This is a genomic window from Novosphingobium sp. (genome assembly GCF_036820275.1).
Classification (GTDB): Bacteria; Pseudomonadota; Alphaproteobacteria; order Sphingomonadales; family Sphingomonadaceae; genus Novosphingobium.
Genome location: NZ_DAISLT010000007.1, coordinates 151,437 through 170,858 on the forward strand (window position 1 = coordinate 151,437; position 19,422 = coordinate 170,858).

At 64.4% G+C, this 19,422-nt stretch carries 16 protein-coding genes and 1 tRNA gene; 9 read left to right on the forward strand and 8 right to left on the reverse strand.

What is annotated here, in order from left to right; genetic code table 11:
• Window positions 1-11: 11 nt before the first annotated feature.
• Window positions 12-1,907, forward strand: a complete 1,896-nt coding sequence (gene sppA / locus V7066_RS08210) for a signal peptide peptidase SppA (protein ID WP_334182567.1) — start codon at window positions 12-14, stop codon at window positions 1,905-1,907.
• A gap of 63 nt (window positions 1,908-1,970) precedes the next feature.
• On the opposite strand, the gene V7066_RS08215 is transcribed toward sppA, so the two are convergent.
• The gene (locus V7066_RS08215; RefSeq protein ID WP_334182568.1) at window positions 1,971-2,132 is read right to left on the reverse strand and encodes a hypothetical protein; all 162 of its coding nucleotides are present in this window, start codon (window positions 2,130-2,132) and stop codon (window positions 1,971-1,973) included.
• 143 nt (window positions 2,133-2,275) lie between these two features.
• On the opposite strand from V7066_RS08215, the gene V7066_RS08220 reads away from it, so the two are divergent.
• The 4 genes from V7066_RS08220 to clpX all read left to right on the forward strand — a co-directional run bounded on the left by V7066_RS08220 (window position 2,276) and on the right by clpX (window position 6,254).
• Window positions 2,276-2,359 (forward strand) — tRNA-Leu (locus V7066_RS08220).
• Window positions 2,360-2,435: 76 nt separating this feature from the next.
• The gene (gene tig, locus V7066_RS08225) at window positions 2,436-3,995 is read left to right on the forward strand and encodes a trigger factor (protein ID WP_334182569.1); all 1,560 of its coding nucleotides are present in this window, start codon (window positions 2,436-2,438) and stop codon (window positions 3,993-3,995) included.
• A 176-nt stretch (window positions 3,996-4,171) separates the two neighbouring features.
• The gene (gene clpP / locus V7066_RS08230; protein WP_334182570.1) at window positions 4,172-4,840 is read left to right on the forward strand and encodes an ATP-dependent Clp endopeptidase proteolytic subunit ClpP; all 669 of its coding nucleotides are present in this window, start codon (window positions 4,172-4,174) and stop codon (window positions 4,838-4,840) included.
• A 151-nt stretch (window positions 4,841-4,991) separates the two neighbouring features.
• Window positions 4,992-6,254, forward strand: coding sequence for an ATP-dependent Clp protease ATP-binding subunit ClpX (gene clpX, locus V7066_RS08235; RefSeq protein WP_147215686.1), 1,263 nt, complete (start codon window positions 4,992-4,994; stop codon window positions 6,252-6,254).
• Between the two features lie 126 nt (window positions 6,255-6,380).
• Here the strand turns inward: clpX and V7066_RS08240 are convergent, their stop codons facing one another.
• The gene (locus V7066_RS08240; protein ID WP_334182571.1) at window positions 6,381-7,373 is read right to left on the reverse strand and encodes a cation diffusion facilitator family transporter; all 993 of its coding nucleotides are present in this window, start codon (window positions 7,371-7,373) and stop codon (window positions 6,381-6,383) included.
• Between the two features lie 346 nt (window positions 7,374-7,719).
• On the opposite strand from V7066_RS08240, the gene V7066_RS08245 reads away from it, so the two are divergent.
• Together V7066_RS08245 and V7066_RS08250 are read left to right on the forward strand one after the other, a co-directional pair.
• Window positions 7,720-10,188 (forward strand): TonB-dependent receptor, encoded by a 2,469-nt coding sequence (locus V7066_RS08245; protein WP_334182572.1) that lies wholly within the window; start codon window positions 7,720-7,722, stop codon window positions 10,186-10,188.
• Window positions 10,189-10,304: 116 nt separating this feature from the next.
• The gene (locus V7066_RS08250) at window positions 10,305-10,697 is read left to right on the forward strand and encodes a DUF1801 domain-containing protein (RefSeq protein WP_334182573.1); all 393 of its coding nucleotides are present in this window, start codon (window positions 10,305-10,307) and stop codon (window positions 10,695-10,697) included.
• Window positions 10,698-10,703: 6 nt separating this feature from the next.
• Here V7066_RS08250 and mtgA read toward each other — a convergent pair whose 3' ends face one another.
• Together mtgA and V7066_RS08260 are read right to left on the reverse strand one after the other, a co-directional pair.
• On the reverse strand, window positions 10,704-11,369 hold the full coding sequence (gene mtgA / locus V7066_RS08255; RefSeq protein WP_334182601.1) for a monofunctional biosynthetic peptidoglycan transglycosylase: 666 nt from the start codon (window positions 11,367-11,369) through the stop codon (window positions 10,704-10,706).
• Window positions 11,370-11,497: 128 nt separating this feature from the next.
• Window positions 11,498-11,878 carry a winged helix-turn-helix transcriptional regulator gene (locus V7066_RS08260; protein ID WP_334182574.1) on the reverse strand — a complete coding sequence of 127 codons (381 nt, stop codon included), beginning with the start codon at window positions 11,876-11,878 and terminating at the stop codon, window positions 11,498-11,500.
• A gap of 103 nt (window positions 11,879-11,981) precedes the next feature.
• Here V7066_RS08260 and V7066_RS08265 point away from each other — a divergent pair, with 103 nt between their 5' ends.
• Together V7066_RS08265 and V7066_RS08270 are read left to right on the forward strand one after the other, a co-directional pair.
• The gene (locus tag V7066_RS08265; protein ID WP_334182575.1) at window positions 11,982-12,731 is read left to right on the forward strand and encodes an SDR family oxidoreductase; all 750 of its coding nucleotides are present in this window, start codon (window positions 11,982-11,984) and stop codon (window positions 12,729-12,731) included.
• A 76-nt stretch (window positions 12,732-12,807) separates the two neighbouring features.
• Window positions 12,808-13,848: a patatin-like phospholipase family protein gene (locus V7066_RS08270; RefSeq protein WP_334182576.1), complete on the forward strand. Its 1,041-nt coding sequence runs from the start codon at window positions 12,808-12,810 to the stop codon at window positions 13,846-13,848.
• Window positions 13,849-14,028: 180 nt separating this feature from the next.
• Here V7066_RS08270 and hutU read toward each other — a convergent pair whose 3' ends face one another.
• The 4 genes from hutU to hutI form a co-directional block, all read right to left on the reverse strand.
• On the reverse strand, window positions 14,029-15,693 hold the full coding sequence (hutU, locus tag V7066_RS08275) for a urocanate hydratase (RefSeq protein ID WP_334182577.1): 1,665 nt from the start codon (window positions 15,691-15,693) through the stop codon (window positions 14,029-14,031).
• Between the two features lie 14 nt (window positions 15,694-15,707).
• The gene (gene hutG / locus V7066_RS08280; protein ID WP_334182578.1) at window positions 15,708-16,514 is read right to left on the reverse strand and encodes an N-formylglutamate deformylase; all 807 of its coding nucleotides are present in this window, start codon (window positions 16,512-16,514) and stop codon (window positions 15,708-15,710) included.
• A gap of 133 nt (window positions 16,515-16,647) precedes the next feature.
• Window positions 16,648-18,177 (reverse strand): histidine ammonia-lyase, encoded by a 1,530-nt coding sequence (gene hutH, locus V7066_RS08285; protein WP_334182579.1) that lies wholly within the window; start codon window positions 18,175-18,177, stop codon window positions 16,648-16,650.
• On the reverse strand, window positions 18,174-19,373 hold the full coding sequence (hutI, locus tag V7066_RS08290; protein WP_334182580.1) for an imidazolonepropionase: 1,200 nt from the start codon (window positions 19,371-19,373) through the stop codon (window positions 18,174-18,176). The genes hutH and hutI overlap by 4 nt, the downstream gene beginning before the upstream one ends.
• Between the last annotated feature and the right edge of the window lie 49 nt (window positions 19,374-19,422).

Genomic DNA, 19,422 nt, shown 5'->3' on the forward strand with positions numbered 1-19,422 from the left:
CTGGTGAATTCATGACGTTCGCGCGCAAGATCTGGAACCTGCTGGTGGGTGTGAAAGACGCCCTGGCCCTGATTTTCCTGCTGTTGTTCTTCGCACTGCTCTATGCCGCGCTGTCTTCGCGGCCCGCACCGGGCAAGATCGTGGACGGCGCGCTGCTGCTCGATCTCGACGGCAACATCGTCGAGGAGAAGAGCAAGGTCGATCCGCTCAAGCTGCTGATGAGTGCGGAAACCCCGGCGGGCGAGTACCAGGCGCGGGACATCGAACGCGCGCTTCGGCTTGCCGCGACGGATTCGCGGATCAAGGTCGTCGTGCTCGACCTGTCGCGCTTCCTTGGCGGCGGCATGGTCCACATCCAGGAGATCGGCAAGGCGCTCGATGCCGTGCGCAAGGCGGGCAAGCCGGTGCTGACTTTCGCCAATGCCTATGCCGACGACGGCGTGCAGCTGGCCTCTCACGCCAGCGAAGTCTGGGTCGATCCGATGGGCGGCGCCTTCGTGGCGGGGCCGGGCGGCAACCAGGTCTATTTCAAGGGCCTGCTCGACCGCTTCAAGGTCAATGCCCACGTCTACCGTGCGGGCACCTACAAGAGCTTCGTCGAGCCTTATCTGCGCAATGACATGTCCCCGGCCGCGCGCGAGGCCTATGAGGATATCTACGGCGCGCTCTGGAGCGGCTACAAGGCCGATATCGCCCGGGCGCGGCCCAAGGCTGGTCTCGACCGGATGACCGGCGATCCCGTCGCCTGGTCCAAGGCTGCGGGCGGCGACTTTGCCGAAGGCGCCAAGGCCGCGGGTCTCGTCGATCGCATCGGCGACCGCACCGAATTCCAGAACCGCATCGCCGCGATCGCGGGCAAGAACGAGGCCGCAAAGGGCACCGGCGACCTGCCGTACAAAGCTAATCGCCTCGCCGCCTGGCTCGCCGCCAATCCGGAGAAGGCCGAAGGCGCGAAGATCGGCGTCGTCACCGTGGCGGGCGAAATCGTCGACGGCGATGCCGGACCCGGCAAGGCGGGGGGCGACCGCATCGCCGAACTGCTGGACGAGAATATCGACCAGGGCTTCAAGGCGCTGGTCGTGCGGGTCGATTCGCCGGGCGGTTCGGCCATGGCGGCCGAGCGCATCCGCCGTGCCATCGTGCGCTACAAGGACCGCAAGATCCCGATCGTGGTCTCGATGGGCAATGTGGCGGCGAGCGGCGGTTACTGGGTCTCGACGCCGGGCCAGCAGGTCTTCGCGCAGCCCGAGACGATCACCGGCTCGATCGGCGTCTTCGCGGTGATTCCCAGCTTCGAGAAGACGCTGGGCGATTACGGCGTCACCAGCGACGGGGTGAAGACGACGGCGCTTTCGGGCCAGCCCGACATTCTCGGCGGCTTCTCGCCCGAAGTCGAGGGCATGCTTCAGGCCTCCATCGAGAACACCTACCGCAAGTTCGTCGGCCTTTCCGCCGCCGCGCGCAGGATGACGCCGGAGAAGCTCGATTCGATCGCGCAGGGCCGGGTCTGGCCGGGCCAGGAAGCCCAGCGCATCGGCCTGGTGGACAAGATCGGCGATCTCGATGCGGCGCTGGCCGAAGCGGCCCGTCTCGGCGGCGTCGGCAACGGCAAGTGGCAGGCGGTCTACCTGAAGGAAGACGAGGATTCGTTCTCGAAATTCCTGGGCGGGCTGACATCGGATTCCGCCAGCGAATCCACCTCGGCCTTCGATTTCGCCAGCTTCGTGACCCTGCGTCGTCAGCAGCAGTTCGCCCAGGTGGCCGAGCAGGTTGGCGGGATGTTCACGGCTCGCGGCGCGCAGGCCTATTGCCTCGAATGCCCGGTGGTTCCGGGACGCAGCCAGACGGTGACGGCGCGGCAGTTGTCCATGCTGGAGCGGGTGGCGCAGTTCTTCGGAGGGAACTGATCTTAAAAGAAAAAGCGCCGCCGTCCTTTCGGGCGGCGGCGCTGAACGTTCCGTCCGGAAAGCTCAATCCGGGGGCGGCATTTCGATCGGGCCAGTCTCGGGCCGGTCGAAATCCGGGCCGGTCTCGGGGATTTCGGTGGGAGCGGTGGGTTCGCCCGGATCGGCGGGGGGCACCGGGGTCTCGGGCGGCGTGTCGCCGGGGTTGTCGGCAGGCTGGGTGGCCATGTTCGCCTCTCTGGTGGTTGCAGGGTCTTCCACCAAGTAACCCGGAACTGCGGCACTAGTTGCATCCACGCGACTCGCGGCGCTTGCCCTTTTCCGCGTGTCCTTATAAGGGCACGTCCCTTGAGTTTCAGGCTTCGATCTTTGCGGGCGTGGCGGAATGGTAGACGCGCTGGTTTTAGGTACCAGTATCGAAAGATGTGGGGGTTCGAGTCCCTTCGCCCGCACCATTACGCCGCCCTGGGGGGATGAGCCGCGAGAATTGGCCCCGTAAGGCCCGTTGAATTGCACAGGAAGGCATTTGAAATGCAGATCGTCGAAACCACCAACGAAGGCCTGAAGCGCGCCTACACGGTGACCATTCCGGCCACGACCATCACCGCCCGCGTCGAAGGCGAGATCAAGAAGATCGCTCCGCAGGTGAAGATGCCCGGCTTCCGCGCCGGTAAGGTTCCTGCCAACCTCGTCAAGAAGATGCACGGCGAAGCGATCCACCAGGATGCGCTGAACGCCACGATCCGCGAAGCCATGGACAAGCTGGTCGCCGACCACGCCCTGCGCCCCGCGATGAACCCCGACGTCGCCCTTGGCGAAGGTTACGAGCAGGGCAAGGACGCCGAGCTGACCGTCAGCCTCGAAGTGCTGCCGACGATCGTCGCGCCCTCGCTTGACGGCCTGAAGCTTGAAAAGCTGATCGTGCCCGTGGCCGAAGACGCCGTGACCGAAGCCGTGGAGCGCATCGCTTCGCAGCAGCAGCGCTTCGAGACCAAGGACGGCGCAGCCGCCGACGGCGACCAGGTCATCATCGACTTCACCGGCAAGCTCGACGGCGTCGAGTTCGACGGCGGCAAGGCCGAGAAGGCTCCGCTGGTGATCGGTTCGAACCGCTTCATCCCCGGTTTCGAAGAGCAGCTCGTCGGCATCAAGGCTGGTGAAGAGCGCGTCATCACCGTGACCTTCCCCGAAGATTACCAGGCCGCGAACCTCGCCGGCAAGGAAACCACCTTCGACATCGTCGCGCACGAAGTGAAGGCTCCGGCCGAATCGCAGATCGACGACGATTTCGCCAAGGAACTGGGCCTCGAAAGCCTCGAACAGCTCCAGGGCCTGCTCAAGGGCCAGCTCGAGCAGGAAACTGCCGGCCTGACCCGCACCGCGATGAAGCGCCAGCTGCTCGACCAGCTCGCCGCCGGTCATGACTTCGACGTTCCGCCGACCATGGTGGAAGCCGAATTCTCGCAGATCTGGCAGCAGCTGACCCACGAAGCGAGCCACGAGGAAGACCCCGCTGCCGCTCTCGCCGAGATCGAGGCCGAGAAGGACGACTACCGCAAGATCGCCGAGCGCCGCGTGCGCCTGGGCCTGCTCCTGTCGGAAATCGGCCAGTCGAACGGCGTCGAGGTGACCGCGCAGGAAATGCAGATGCTGGTCTCGCAGGCCGCTCAGCAGTACCGTCCGGAAGACCGCCAGCGCTTCTTCGAATATGTCCAGCAGGACCCGATGATGGCCGCCCAGCTGCGCGCGCCGCTCTACGAGGACAAGGTCGTCGATTTCCTGATCGAGAAGGCCGAAGTCACCGAGCGTGAAGTGACCCGCGACGAGCTGCAGGCCGCCATCGAAGCCGACACCGACGGCGACAAGGTGGAAGCCAAGAAGCCGGCCAAGAAGGCTCCGGCGAAGAAGGCTGCCGCCAAGAAGGAAGACGCTGCCGAGGCTCCGGCCGAAGAAGCTGCTGCCGAGGAAAAGCCGAAGAAGGCTCCCGCCAAGAAGGCTGCCGCCAAGAAGGACGACGCTGCCGAGGGCGAGGCGGAAGCCAAGCCTGCCAAGAAGGCTCCGGCCAAGAAGGCTGCCGCCAAGAAGGACTGATCTCCTTCACGGGACCTGATCGTCACGAAGCGGCCCGGTGCAACAATGCGCCGGGCCGTTTTCGTACCGGCTATCGGGCGAGGTTATCCCAAGTCCATCCGCGTTAGATCGTTAAAGCCCTTGAACATCGGCGAAGGGCACGCGACATAGGCGGTCCAAACCAGAAGAGGACTCCCATGCTCGACCTGTTTGGCGCTTCGGGCGCCCAAGGAAAGTTCACTACCGATCCCGTGACCGGCGCGCTGGTGCCGATGGTCGTCGAGCAGACCAGCCGCGGTGAGCGCAGCTTCGACATCTATTCGCGCCTCCTGCGTGAGCGCATCGTCTTCGTGACCGGCCAGGTCGAGGATCACATGGCCTCGCTGATCGTCGCGCAGCTCCTGTTCCTCGAGTCGGAAAATCCCTCGAAGGACATCTCGATGTACATCAACTCGCCGGGCGGCGTGGTGACGGCCGGCATGGCCATCCACGACACCATGCAGTACATCAAGCCGCGCGTCTCGACCGTATGTATCGGTCAGGCCGCCTCGATGGGCAGCTTCCTGCTCGCCGCCGGCGAACCGGGCATGCGCATCGCGCTGCCGAATGCCCGCATCATGGTGCACCAGCCCTCGGGCGGCGCCCAGGGCATGGCGTCGGATATCGAGATCCAGGCGCGCGAGATCCTGCGGATGCGCAAGCGTCTCAACGATCTCTACGTGAAGTACACCGGCAAGTCGCTCGACGAGATCGAAAAGGCGATGGACCGCGACACCTTCCTCGAAGCCGAGGAAGCGCTGGCGTTCGGCCTCGTCGACAAGGTCTTCGAAACTCGCCCTGACGGCGACAAGCCGACCGAAGCCTGAGCATGACCGCAAGGTGGGGACTCTTCCGGAGTTCCCGCCTTCAGTCCTTTGCAACGGTTGCGGGGATACCCATATCGGTCTCAGGATTGCAAAACCGGCCTCGTCCAAGGTAGACTCGACGAGTCGCCTCGAATGGGCCTAAAGACGGAAAATGACGAAATTGAGCGGATCTGACGCGAAAAGCACCCTCTACTGCAGCTTCTGCGGCAAGTCGCAGCACGAAGTGCGCAAGCTGATCGCGGGACCCACGGTCTTCATCTGCGACGAATGCGTCGAGCTTTGCAACGACATCATTCGCGAAGAGACCAAGGCCGGGATCGCGGGCAAGAAGGACGGCGGCGTGCCGTCTCCCCGCGAAATCTGCGAGACGCTTAACGACTACGTGATCGGGCAGGAGCGCGCCAAGCGCGTTCTGTCGGTGGCGGTGCACAACCACTACAAGCGGCTGAAGCACAGCGGCAAGCAGGGCGACGTGGAACTGTCCAAGTCGAACATCCTGCTCGTCGGTCCCACGGGTTCGGGCAAGACGCTGCTCGCGCAGACTCTCGCCAAGACCTTCGACGTGCCCTTCACCATGGCCGACGCCACCACGCTGACCGAAGCCGGTTACGTGGGCGAGGACGTGGAGAACATCATCCTCAAGCTGCTCCAGGCTTCCGACTACAACGTCGAGAAGGCGCAGCATGGCATCGTCTACATCGACGAGATCGACAAGATCAGCCGCAAGGCCGAAAACCCGTCGATCACGCGCGACGTTTCGGGCGAGGGCGTGCAGCAGGCGCTGCTGAAGCTGATGGAAGGCACGACCGCCTCGGTTCCGCCGCAGGGCGGCCGCAAGCACCCGCAGCAGGAATTCCTGCAGGTGGACACGACCAACATCCTGTTCATCTGCGGCGGCGCTTTCGCGGGCCTTGAGAAGATCATCGCCGACCGCCTCCAGAAGCGTTCGATCGGCTTCGGCGCGCATGTCGCCGATCCGGACAAGCGCCGCGTGGGCGAACTGCTCCAGAAGGCGGAGCCGGAAGATCTGCTCAAGTTCGGCCTGATCCCCGAATTCGTCGGCCGTCTGCCGGTGATCGCGACCCTCAACGACCTCGACATCGAGGCGCTGGTCAAGATCCTGCGCGAGCCGAAGAACGCGCTGATCAAGCAGTATGCGAAGCTCTTCGATCTCGAAGACGTCGAACTGACCTTCACGGACGAGGCCCTTGAGGCGATCGCCCAGAAGGCCATCGACCGCAAGACTGGCGCGCGCGGCCTGCGTTCGATCGTAGAAGGCCTGCTGCTCGACACCATGTTCGACCTGCCGACCGAAGGCGATATCGCCGAAGTCGTGGTCGACAAGGAAGTGGTCGAAGGCCGCAAGGAACCTGTCCGCGTGCTCAAGGGCGACAAGGCGGAAGCCGCCGCCTGAGGTATCTGAGTTCGGACCATGAAAAAGGCCCGTCCGGTTCGTCCGGGCGGGCCTTTTCATTTGCGTGACCTTATTTGAAGCGAAGCGATCCAGAGCGGCTACTCACCGCTCTGGACCGGAGCGGTTCTAGACGACGGCTTCGCTTTCCAGCGCACAGGGCGACTCGGCATCGGTTTCGATCTGGACGGTCGGATGGCCGATACCGAAGCGATGCTCCAGATCGTGCGCCAGTTCTTGCAGGAAACCGTCGCCCCGGTCGGCACCGGGCATGACGAGGTGGACGGTCAGCGCCGTCTCGGTTGTGCTCATCGGCCAGACGTGGAGGTCGTGGACGCGGGTGACGCCGGGCCGGCTTTCCAGGAAGGTACGCACGGCAGCGATGTCGATGCTCTCCGGCACCGCCATCATGCCCATCGTCAGCGACTCGCGCAGCAGTCCCCAGCTCGACCAGGCGATAACGGCGGTGATGACCAGTGAGGCGATCGGGTCGACGATCTGCCAGCCGGTGAACAGAATGACGATACCGGCGATCACCACGCCCGCGGACACGGCGGCATCGGCCATCAGGTGAACGAAGGCGGCGCGCAAGTTGAGGTCGGACTTGCTGCCCTTGGCGAAGAGCAGGGCCGACAGCGCGTTCACCGCGATGCCGAGCGCGGCGACGGCGATCATCGTCGTGCCCATGACCGGCGCAGGTTCCGCGAACCGGCGGACCGTCTCGACCAGGATCGCCCCGATGGCGACCCAGAGCAGCGCAGCATTGGCGATCGCTGCGAGAATGGAGGAACTCTTCAGCCCGTAAGTGAAGCGCTCCGACGGCGGCCGCGCGGCGAGCACGCTGGCGGCCCAGGCCAGCAGCAGCGAAAGCACGTCCGAGAGGTTGTGTCCCGCATCAGCGAGAAGCGCCATGGAGCCGCTGAAGAACCCGGCCGCGGCCTCCGCCACGACGAAGACGACGTTGAGTCCTACCGCAATTGCGAAGGCCTTGCCGACGTCGCCGGAAGGGGGAGGGCCGTGGTGATGATGGCCATGCGAGTGCCCATGGCCATGCCCGTGCGAATGACCTTTGCCATGTCCGTGATCGGAGTGGCCGTGATGATGCTCGTGTGCGACGCCCATGGCAATTTCATCGCATGCGCCGGACCTTAACAGCAAGCGATGACGTATCATTACATGCTGGGCGGCCTCCTGGAGCTGAGGCGGGTAAGTCTCATCGCGTGACATTTATGCCTCACCCGATATCGTCATACTGGCGCATAAATGGCGGAAATCTCAGGAAAAATAGTCATAACCCATATGGGTCCGAAATTTGCGACAGAAAATTGCGCGGTCGAGATCGGAAATGAATCCCGTGTGTCAGGGGATTGTCATATTGCGCTGCTCTTAGCAGCCGCAGCAAACTCGCGGCGGGGCAATCTCTTCCGTATTCGGTTTCAACCAACCTGAAGTTTTCCAGGGGGCTAAGATGAAGTTTCAAACCATTCTCTCCACCGCGACCAGCACGCTCGCCGTCGGCGCCGCGTTCCTGGCCGTCCCGGCATTCGCGCAGTCGACCGGTTCGCAGGACTTCGACGGTGATTCCATCATCGTGACCGGCGGGCGCGTCAACGAGACTGTCGGTATTCGCACTCCCGATTCGCCCAAGGCGAAGGTAGAGATCGGCCAGGAATTCATCGCGTCGCAGCGTGCCGGCCAGACCGTCAACGAAATCATCAACCTGGTTCCGGGCGTCAGCTTCACCAACAACGACCCTTGGGGTTCTGCGGGCGGTTCGTTCACCATCCGCGGCTTCGACTCCAGCCGTATCTCGCAGACCTTCGACGGTATTCCGCTGAATGATTCGGGCAACTACGCGATTTATACAAATCAGCAGGTTGACGCCGAGGTAATCCAAAACATCAACGTTAATCTGGGCTCGACCGACGTCGATAGCCCTACCCCGGCTGCGGTCGGCGGTACGGTGAACATCAAGACCTTGGTTCCGTCGGACGATTTCGGCGTGATGACCAGCATGTCGTACGGCGATATCGCCGCTGAAGGTTCGGGCGGCGAAGACCGTTCGTTCCAGCGCTTCTTCGCTAAGGTGGAGACCGGCACCTTCACGTCGATCGGTACCAAGGCCTGGTTCTCGGGCTCGTATGCTCGTAACGGTGCTACCTTCGCCAACTATGGCAAGGTCGAAAAGAAGCAGTTCAACGGTAAGATCTATCAGCCGATCGGCGACAACGGCGACTTCGTCTCGATTGCCGGCCATTATAACGTCAACCGCAACAATTTCGGTGGTTCGCCGCTTAGCGCGCAGGCGATCACGCTGGACAAGAGCGAACGTTTCTACGACGTCGCAGGCGGTGTGCCTTGCACGACCAGCACTGGCAGCCTTCCCAACGCGTGTGGTTCGCAGTTCGAGCGTCGCTATAACCCGTCAAACACCGGCAACATTCGCCTGAACTCGTTGTTCCATCTGAGCGATAAGCTGACCCTCTCGGTCGACGCGGCCTACCAGACGGTCAAGGCCAATGGTGGCGGCACCAGCATCGCGGTCGAGGGGTACAACTCGCAAGGCTATACCGGCGTGTTCTTCGACACCTTCGCTCCGGTCAGCAGCCGCAACTCGACTTACTATTACTACGGTAACGTTGACCTCAACGGTGACGGTGTGACCGGCTCCGGTGATGCCGTCCGCATCCTGACGCCGAGCCAAACGAACACTCGTCGTTGGGTGGCCATCGCCAACCTCGCCTATGAGATCAATGACACCAACAGCGTTCGCCTGTCGTACAGCTTCGACCGTGCGCGTCACCGTCAGACCGGTCCGGGCGGCTTCCTGAAGGCTAATGGTGAGCCGTTCGACGTCTTCCCGATCAACGACCCGATCCTTGACGAGTTCGGCAATCGCCTCGACAAGCGCGACCGCCTGTCCTACGCGACGCTGAACCAGATTTCGGGCGAATATCGTGGTCGCTTCTTCGACGAATCGCTGACCGTCCTGCTGGGTGTTCGCGCACCGTTCTTCAAGCGTGAGCTGAATCAGAACTGCGTTACCACCGATGCCAGCGGCAACGTGAACTGCGTGGCAGCCAGCCAAGTCAACGACTATCTGGCCGCCAATCCGGCTGCTCGTGGCCCGATGTCGCGCACGCTTGACTATAACAAGGTTCTCCCGAACGTCGGCGCGATCTACAAGATCACCCCGGAAGTCAGCATCGCGGGCAGTTACGCCAAGAACATCTCATCGCCGAGCACCGATGCGCTCTACGGTACGTTCTTCTATAACGCCAACGATCCGCTGGCGAACCGTATCCCCGAGACCTCGGACAGCTTCGATCTCAGCCTCCGTTACAGCACGCCGGTCGTTCAGGCTGCTCTGGTTGGCTGGTATTCGAAGTACAAGAACCGCATCGCGACTACTGTCGATATCGACGGTAATTCGACCGACACCAACCTGGGGCCGGTCAAGAAGTACGGTATCGATGCCAGCCTCGGTGTGCAGCCGATCCAGCCGCTGTCACTTTATGCCTTCGCTTCGTACATCAAGTCGGAGATCCAGAACGACATCCTCGGTGCTGGCGGTGTTCTCCTGAATACTGCTGGCAACCGTGAGCGCGGCGCGCCCGACTGGCTGGTCGGTGGTCGTGCTGAGTTGAACCTCGGTGATGTCCAGCTCGGCGCGCAGGCTAAGTATACCGGTAGCCGTTACCTGAACGACATCAACACGGTGAAGTTCGGTGGCTACACGGTTGTTGACATGAACTTGCGCTACAAGCTCGAGAAGGTCGGTCTTGCGAACAGTGAGATTCAGCTCAACGTTTCTAACCTGTTCGACGAGTATTACGTCGGTTCCTTCAGCGGTGCGGTTGCCACTGCTCCGGCCTCGGCGTTCGTGAACTTCGGTTCGCCGCGCGCCATCAGCGCCACTCTCATCATGGGCTTCTAAGCCCAACCGAGAGTTAGACATCGGAAAGGGAGGGAACGCGAGTTCCCTCCCTTTTTTCGTATCTGCTATACACTCCCCGAAACTCTCGATTCAAAAACAGTGAGGGGGGAGCGGTAATGACTGAGCCCGGACCATCGCAGCGCATCGATGCCCGCATTGACGAACTCGGCGATTGGCGGGGTGAGGTGCTGGCGCGGTTGCGTGGGGTGATCCTCGCAGCCGATCCAGAGATCACCGAGGACTGGAAGTGGCGCGGGGTGCCGGTGTGGTATCGCGGCGGCATGATCTGCTCCGGCGAGACCTACAAGGCCGCGGTGAAGATGACTTTCGCCAAGGGCGCGGCGCTGGACGATCCGGCCGGGCTCTTCAACGCCAGCCTCGACGGCAATCAGCGCCGCGCCATCGATTTCCATGAGGGCGACACCGTGGACGAGGTAGCTCTGACGGCGCTGATTCGCGAGGCGATCGTGCTCAATCTCTCCGGTAAGCCCGCGCGCAGCCGGGGCTAAGTCTGGTCAGTCGTAGACGCAGGAATCGAGGCCCTGGGTTTTCACCGTGCCGATGCGGGCGGCGATCGTGTTGCCGTAGCGGCGGGTGAAGCCGGAGGGGCTCTTCACGCTGCGGGTCTTGGGGCTGGGCAGGGCGGCAGCCATGCGGCCTGCCTCGATGGTCGTCAGGTTCGAGGCCGACTGGCCCCAGTAGCGCTGGGCGCCCGCTTCCACGCCGTAAGTGCCGATGCCGGTCTCCGCGACGTTGAGGTAGATTTCCATGATCCGGCGCTTGTCCCACAAGTGCTCGATCAGGAAGGTGAACCACACTTCCAGGCCCTTGCGCAGATAGCGGGTCCAGCCGTCGCCCTGCCAGAGGAAGACGTTCTTCGCGGTTTGCTGGCTTATCGTCGAGCCGCCGCGCAGGCGGCCGCCCGCGGCGTTGCGCTCGAAGGCCTTCTCGATCGCCGTGGTGTCGAAGCCATTGTGGGTGCAGAACTTGCCGTCCTCGGCGGCGATGGCGGCGGCGACCATGTTGCGGTCGATCCGGCTCAGCGGCTGCCAGTCCTTGGTGATGCCGTTTCCGTCGACTAGCATCGTCACCGTCACCGGCGGGGGAACGAAGCGGTAGAGCACGGTGAGCCCCACGCTGATCGCGACGAACCAGAAGACGGTCTTGGCAAGGATGCGCAGCAAAGGAAGGAAGCCCCGTATACGGCGACCGGCACGCGGGAATGCGGCCGTCCGGCGCCCTGACTAGCGATATCGGGCGTGGCGGAAAAGATGCCTGCGTGGGGGCTTTCCACGGCGCGGCGTAAAAATCAGTCGCGCGTGTCGAAATCTGCGCGAGCGGCGGCGACGGTTTCGAGATTGGCCTCGGCCCAGAGCCAGACGCTGCAGAAGGCCTCGCCCAGGCTGTGGCCGAGTGGCGTCAGCCGGTAATCGACATGGGGCGGGATCACCGGATGAACGGTGCGATGGACGAAGCCGTCGCGCTCCATCTGGCGTAGCGTCTGCGTGAGCATCTTCTGGCTGATTCCCTGCACGGCACGAGCCAGCACGCTGAAGCGGCTCTCGCCGTTCTCTTCCAGCGCCTCCAGCACCAGCAGCGTCCACTTGTCGGCGACGCGGCCGATCAGCTCGTTGACGAGAGCATCGACGCCGGGCACGTTCGAGTAGCGGGTGATCGGTGGATTTTCCATTTCTTACTCATGGGTAACTACAGCACTTTCAGGTGCCTACTTTCCAAAAGAGAGTATAGGTTTACATCCCTTCTCGCAATCTCTTGTCACAGGAGCGAGTTCCATGAAGACCAGCGGCAACACCTTACTTCTCACCGGCGGCGGCACCGGCATCGGGCGCGAACTGGCCCAGCGCTGGCACGATGCCGGCAATGTCGTGATCGTCACCGGGCGCACGCTCGCCAGCCTTGAGGAAACCGCGAAGGGACGGGAGAACATCCATGCCTTTGCGCTCGACGTGGCCGATCCGGCGGGAATCGCCGCTTTCGTGGCGGAAATCCTCGCGCGCTTCCCTGCGCTCAATGTGCTGGTCAACAATGCCGGGGTCATGCCGCTGGAGGACGTTTCGGTGTCGCGCGACTTGTCCCGTGCCGAAGCCTGCGTGGTGACGAACCTGCTCGGCCCGATCCGCATGACCGATGCCTTGATCGATCATTTGCGCGGGCAGGGCGATGCGGCGATCGTCAATGTCAGTTCGGGCCTTGCCTTCGTGCCGCTGGTGAGCGCGGCGGTCTATTCGGCGACCAAGGCGGCGATCCATTCCTGGACCGATTCGCTGCGCTTCGCCTTGCAGGACTCGGTCGAGGTGATCGAACTGGCTCCCCCTGCCGTGCAGACCGAACTGACGCCCGGTCAGTCCACCCGCGAGGGCTATATGCCGCTGGACGCTTTCATCGACGAAGTGATGGAGCTGTTCGCGGCGGTGCCGACGCCGGAACTGATCGGCGTCGAGCGCCTTTCGTTCCTGCGCAACGCCGAAGCGGAAGGGCGCTATGCGCAGACCTTTGCCGTGCTGAACGCTCCGGGACATTGAGCGTTCTTGCGCTGGTAAGGAACAAGCGCGGCTGCTATGAATTCCATGTTGCAATGCAGCATGAGTGAGCACGCAAATGGCCCGCACAGACAAGCCTCATAGCCTCGATCTCGCGCTCCAGGGCGGAGGCGCGCATGGCGCCTTCACCTGGGGTGTGCTGGACGGACTGCTCCAGGAACCGCGCCTTGCCGTGGGCGCGGTCAGCGGGGCGAGTGCGGGGGCGATGAATGCCGCAGTGCTGGTCTCGGGCCTCGTCTGCGGCGGTGCGGAAGGCGCGCGGGAGCGGCTGCGCTCGTTCTGGAAGGAACTCAATCGCTCGGGTCGCGAGGCGGGGCCGCTGATCCCGATGATCGAGGCGTTTCCCGAGACCTCGCGCGCGATGTCCTCGTGGTGGAACACGATGTTCGGCGATTTGGGTACGGCTCATATTTCGCCGGAAATGGGCCGCGAATTGCAGGAGATCCTGCGCAAGGTCATCGAGGAGCACGTCGACTTCGCGGCGATCGCCAGTGCCGAGGCCCCGCCGGTGTTCATTTCCGCCACCAACGCGCAGAGCGGTACGGCGCGTATCTTTCACAAGCAGGACCTGACGACCGAGGCCTTGCTCGCTTCGGCCTGCCTGCCGCTCTATTTTCCGCCGGTGACGATAGACGGCAAGGATTACTGGGACGGCGGCTACAGCGCCAATCCGCCGCTCGTGCCGCTGGTGCTGGAGAGCGCGAATGACGATCTGCTGCTGATCACCGTCAATCCGCAAGTGCGTGACCAGACCCCGCGTAATGCCGCTGGGATCGTCGACCGGATCACGGAGATCGGCTTCAACCAGTCGATGCGCAAGGAATTGCAGGGGCTGTTCCTGTTGCAATCCTCGATCGGGCGGACCCGTGCGAAGGACGGCCTGATTGCGCAAGTAGAGCGTCTGCGTTTCCACGAGATCCACGACGAGGAAACGCTCGCCGCCATGCCCGCGCAGAGCAAGTTGCTGCCGGTGCGGCATCTGCTGCTGACCCTGCGCGATGCGGGCGAGGCGGCGGCCAAGCGCTGGTGCGAGATGTCGATCGAGCGGCTCGGCAAGGAGAGCACCGTCGATCTGGCGAGCCGGTTCGGGCCGGGGTAGCCCTCGTTTCCCACGCTCCCGTCGAACCATAAGCTCCGTCATCCTGAACTTGTTTCAGGATCCATCGTGCCGAACAGGCCGCCGCTGATTGTGAGAAATGGATCCTGAAACAAGTTCAGGATGACGGAGTGGGAGGGCGCGGGGGCCGTGTGCAGGCCAGCGCCCTTTCCCATCGGATACTCAGAGAATCCCGGGCAGGTCCAGCCCCTTCTCCCGCGCACAATCCAGCGCGATATCGTATCCCGCATCGGCGTGACGCATGACGCCGGTCGCCGGGTCGTTCCACAGCACGCGCTCCAGACGCTCCGCTGCCGCTTCGGTGCCGTCGGCGACGATCACCATGCCCGAATGCTGCGAATAGCCCATGCCGACGCCGCCGCCGTGGTGCAGCGAAACCCAGGTTGCGCCGCTGGCGGTGTTGAGCAGGGCATTGAGCAGCGGCCAGTCCGAAACGGCGTCCGAACCGTCGCGCATGGCTTCGGTCTCGCGGTTGGGCGAGGCGACCGAGCCGCTGTCGAGGTGGTCGCGGCCGATCACGACCGGGGCCTTCAGTTCGCCCTTCGCTACCATCTCGTTGAAGGCAAGGCCAAGCCGGTGGCGGTCGCCCAGGCCGACCCAGCAGATGCGTGCGGGCAGGCCCTGGAACTGGATCTTCTCGCGCGCCATGTCGAGCCAGTTGTGGAGGTGTGCGTGGTCGGGCAGCAGCTCCTTCACCTTGGCGTCGGTCTTGTAGATATCCTCGGGATCGCCCGAAAGCGCGGCCCAGCGGAAGGGACCCACGCCCCGGCAGAACAGCGGGCGGATATAGGCGGGGACGAAGCCGGGGAAGTCGAATGCGTTCTCGACGCCTTCGTTCTTCGCCATCTGGCGGATGTTGTTGCCGTAATCGGTGGTGGGTACGCCCGCCGCCTGGAAGTCCAGCATGGCCTGCACGTGGACCGCCATCGAGGCCTTGGCCGCCTTGGCGACCGCTTCCGGCTCCCGCTCGCGCTTCTCGATCCATTCGGCGACGGTCCAGCCGGCGGGAAGGTAGCCGTTGACGGGATCGTGGGCGGAAGTCTGGTCGGTCAGCATGTCCGGGCGAATGCCGCGCGCGAACATCTCCGGCAGCAGTTCCGCCGCATTGCCGAGCAGGCCGACCGAGACCGGCTTCCTATCGGCATTGGCCTTCTCGATGATCGCCATGGCCTCTTCGATGGTCTCGGCGGCAACGTCGAGATAGCCGGTGCGCAGGCGCATTTCGATGCGGCTGGGCTGGCATTCGATGGCAAGGCAGGAAGCACCCGCCATTACCGCCGCCAGCGGCTGCGCGCCGCCCATGCCGCCGAGGCCTGCCGTCAGCAGCCACTTGCCCGAAAGGTCGCCGTCGTAGTGCTGGCGGCCCATCTCGACGAAGGTCTCGTAGGTGCCCTGAACGATGCCCTGCGTGCCGATGTAGATCCACGAACCGGCGGTCATCTGGCCGTACATGGCAAGGCCGCGCTTATCGAGTTCGTTGAAGTGCTCCCAGTTCGCCCATTCCGGCACGAGGTTGGAATTGGCGATCAGCACGCGCGGAGCATCGGCATGGGTGCGGAATACGCCCACCGGCTTGCCGGACTGGACCAGCAGCGTCTCATCCTCGTTCAGGCGGCGCAGGGTTTCGACGATCTTGTCGTAGCTTTCCCAGTCGCGCGCGGCGCGGCCGATGCCGCCGTAGACCACCAGCTCTTCCGGGCGCTCGGCCACGTCGGGGTGGAGGTTATTCATCAGCATGCGCAGCGGGGCTTCGGTGAGCCAGGACTTCGCGGAAAGTTCGGTGCCGGTCGCGGGCTTGATGACGCGGCTGTTGTCGAGGCGGGTCATGTCGGTTCCTTAAGTCAGGTGCGGGCGAAGGCGAGGGCAGCCTTCAGCACGTCTTGCAGGATCGGGGTGAGAGCGGCGGCACGGCCTGCCGAGAACGGCACGGGCCAGTTGGTTTCATCGGGCACCTCGGGCTCGTCCATGTAGCCGCGAATGGCGAGTTCCATCTGGATCGCATGGACGCCGCTTGCGGGTTGGCCATAGTGCCGCGTCGTCCAGCCGCCGCGGAAACGGCCGTCGAGAACGTGGCTGAGCCCGCTTGCCTTGCAGACTTCCACCACGGCGGCGGAAAGCGCTGGATCGCAGGTCTGGCCGAGGTTGGTGCCAATGTTGAACTGCGGCAATTCGCCATCGAACAGGCGCGGCACGTGGCTGCGGATCGAGTGGGCGTCGTAGAGCACGACTTTGCCCTGGATGCCGCGCAGCCGCTCGATCTCGGAGCGAAGCGCAGCGTGGTAGGGATCGAACCAGAGCGCGCGGCGGCGGGCGATCTCCGCCTCATCCGGTGCTTGCTCCTTGTAGAGCGGTTCGCCGTCGAACGTGGTCGTCGGGCAGAGTTCCGTCGTTGCCTGCCCGGGGTAGAGCGAGGCGCCGGAGGGATCGCGGTTGAGGTCGATCACGCTGCGCGAGACGCGGGCGGCAATCGTGGTGGCACCAAGGTCGCGGGCGAAGGCGTAGAGGTCGTCCACCCACCAGTCGGCATCGCGGCGGGCCAGCCATTCCGAACGGAATGACGGGCCAAGATCGGCCAGATCGGTGCCGACATGCGGAAAGGCGACAATAAGCGGTGCTTCTCCGCGATGGAGGGTAAAGCTCTGGCTCATGCTGGCACTTCCCCATCGCTCGTCATTGCGAGCGTAGCGAAGCAATCCAGAGTCGCGCAGAGCCGCTCTGGATTGCCGCGTCGGCTTCGCTTCCTCGCAATGACGACGATGGGGGCGGCGGGAACGTGGTTCATCACGAGATCGCCGGAAGCAGGTCCGTCGCCGTGTCCGCCAGCGCGCCGGATCGGATCAGCAGATTGGCCGCTTCCATGTCTGGGTGGAAATGGCGGTCGTCGTCCAGCGCAGGAACCTTGGCGCGCAGCACGCCACGGGCGGCTTCGAGCCAGGTGCTGGAGGAAAGCGGGGCGTGGAACTCGATGCCCTGAGCGGCGGCGAGCAGTTCGATGCCGATCACGGCGGTCGCGTTCTCCACCATCGAGAGCAGGCGGCGGGCGCCGTGGGCGGCCATCGAAACGTGGTCTTCCTGATTGGCCGAGGTCGGGATCGAATCGACAGAAGCCGGATAGGCCTTCTGCTTGTTCTCGGAGACCAGAGCGGCGGCGGTGACCTGCGGGATCATGAAGCCGGAATTGAGACCGGGGCGCGGCGTCAGGAAGGCGGGCAGGCCGGAGAGCGCCGGGTCCACCAGCATGGCGATGCGGCGTTCGGAGATCGAGCCGATTTCGCAGACGGCCAGCGCGATCATGTCGGCGGCGAAGGCGACCGGCTCGGCGTGGAAGTTGCCGCCGGAAAGCGCTTCATCTGCCTCCGGGAAGATCAGTGGGTTGTCGGAAACGCCGTTGGCCTCGATCTCCAGCGTCGTGGCGGCCTGACGCAGCACGTCGAGGGCGGCGCCCATGACCTGCGGCTGGCAGCGCAGGCAATAGGGGTCCTGCACGCGGGCGTCGTTCTCGACATGGCTGGCGCGGATCGCGGAACCGGCCATCAGGCCGCGCAGGGCATCGGCCACCTCGATCTGGCCGCGATGACGGCGCAGGGCATGGATGCGTGGGTCGAACGGGGTGTCGGAGCCTTTGGCCGCTTCCGTCGAAAGCGCGCCGGTGACGAGGGCGGAGCGGAACAGCAGTTCCGCCTCGAACAGCCCGGCCAGTGCATTTGCGGTGGAGAACTGGGTGCCGTTGAGCAGCGCGAGGCCTTCCTTCGGGCTGAGTTCGAGCGGCACAAGGCCTGCGCGTGCGAGAGCCTCGGCGGCGGGCAGGCGCTCGCCTGCGAGCATGATCTCGCCCACGCCGATCATCGTTGCGGCCATGTGTGAGAGCGGGGCGAGGTCTCCGCTGGCGCCGACCGAGCCTTGCGAGGGCACGACCGGGGTCAGGCCCTGCGCCAGCATCGCTTCGAGCAGGGCGACGGTCTCGGGGCGCACGCCCGAGGCGCCTTGGGCGAGGCTGGCCAGCTTGAGCGCCATCATCAGGCGGATCACCGGCACCGGCGAAGGCTCGCCCGTGCCCGCCGCATGGCTGAGCACGATGTTGCGCTGGAGCGTGGCGAGGTCCTCGTCGCCGATGCGCACGCTGGCGAGTTTACCGAAGCCGGTGTTGATGCCGTAGACCGGCTCGCCCTTGGCAAGAATGCGCGCGACGGCGGCGGCGCTCTCGGCCACGCGCGGGGCGCAGGCCGGGTCGAGCTTAACGCCCGCGTCGCGATAGACCGCGCGCCACTGGGCGAGGCTCACGTCACCGGGGGTGAGAAGGATATCGTTCATTGTCCACTCCAGATGCGCGCATGGAGCGGATTGAAGCCCATGCGATAAACGAGGTCGGCCGGGCGCTCGATGTCCCAGATCGCAAGGTCGCAGGCCTTGCCGGGTTCGAGCGTGCCGAGCCGGTGAGATAGGCCCAGCGCCTGCGCGGCATGGCGCGTCACGGCGGCGAGGCATTCGGGCACGGTAAGGCGGAACAGTGTCGCGCCCATGTTCATCGCCAGCAGCAGCGAGGTCAGCGGCGAGGTGCCGGGGTTACAGTCCGTGGCCAGCGCGATCGGCACGCGGGCTTCGCGCAAGGCTGCGACCGGCGGCAGCACCGTTTCGCGGCAGAAATAGTAGGCGCCGGGCAGCAGGGTGGCGACAGTGCCGGATGCGGCCATGGCGGCGATGCCTGTGCCGTCGAGGTGTTCCAGATGGTCCGCCGAAAGTGCGCCGTGCCGGGCGGCGAGGGCGGCGCCGTGGAGGTTGGAAAGTTGTTCGGCGTGGAGCTTTACCGGCAGCCCGTGCGCTCTGGCGGCGCGGAACAGGCGTTCGGTCTGGGCGGTCGAGAAGCCGATGCCCTCGCAGAAGGCGTCCACGGCGTCGGCAAGGCCTGCCTGCGCCACGGCGGGGAGCATGACTTCGCAGACGTGGTCGATATAGCCATCCGCGTCGCCCGCGAACTCCGGCGGCAGGGCATGGGCACCGAGAAAGGTGGTGAGGATCCGCACGGGCCGTACTTCGCCCAGACGGCGCGCTGCGCGCAGCATCTTGAGTTCGCTTTCGAGGTCCAGGCCGTAGCCGGACTTCACTTCGACGGTGGTGACCCCTTCCGCGATCAGCGCATCGAGCCGGGGCAGGGCCGAGGCGACGAGTTCGTCCTCGCTGGCGGCGCGCGTGGCCTTCATGGTCGAGACGATGCCGCCGCCGGCGCGGGCGATTTCCTCGTAGGAAGCGCCCTCCAGCCGCAGTTCGAACTCGCGGGAGCGGTCGCCGCCGAACACGAGGTGGGTGTGGCAGTCGATCAGGCCCGGCGTGATCCAGCGGCCTTCGCAGTCGGTCACTTCGGCGGCTTCGAATGAAGGCGCTTCAGCCGCTGGACCGGCGTACAAGATCAGGCCGTCACGGGATGCGACCATGCCCTGCTCGATTACCCCCATCAGGTCGCCCGTCATCGTGGCCAGCCGGGCATGTTTCCAGAGCCTGTCGCAGCGCATGACGAGTCGATCCTCCTGTTGTCCCGGTTATTGCATCGGCCTCATTTAA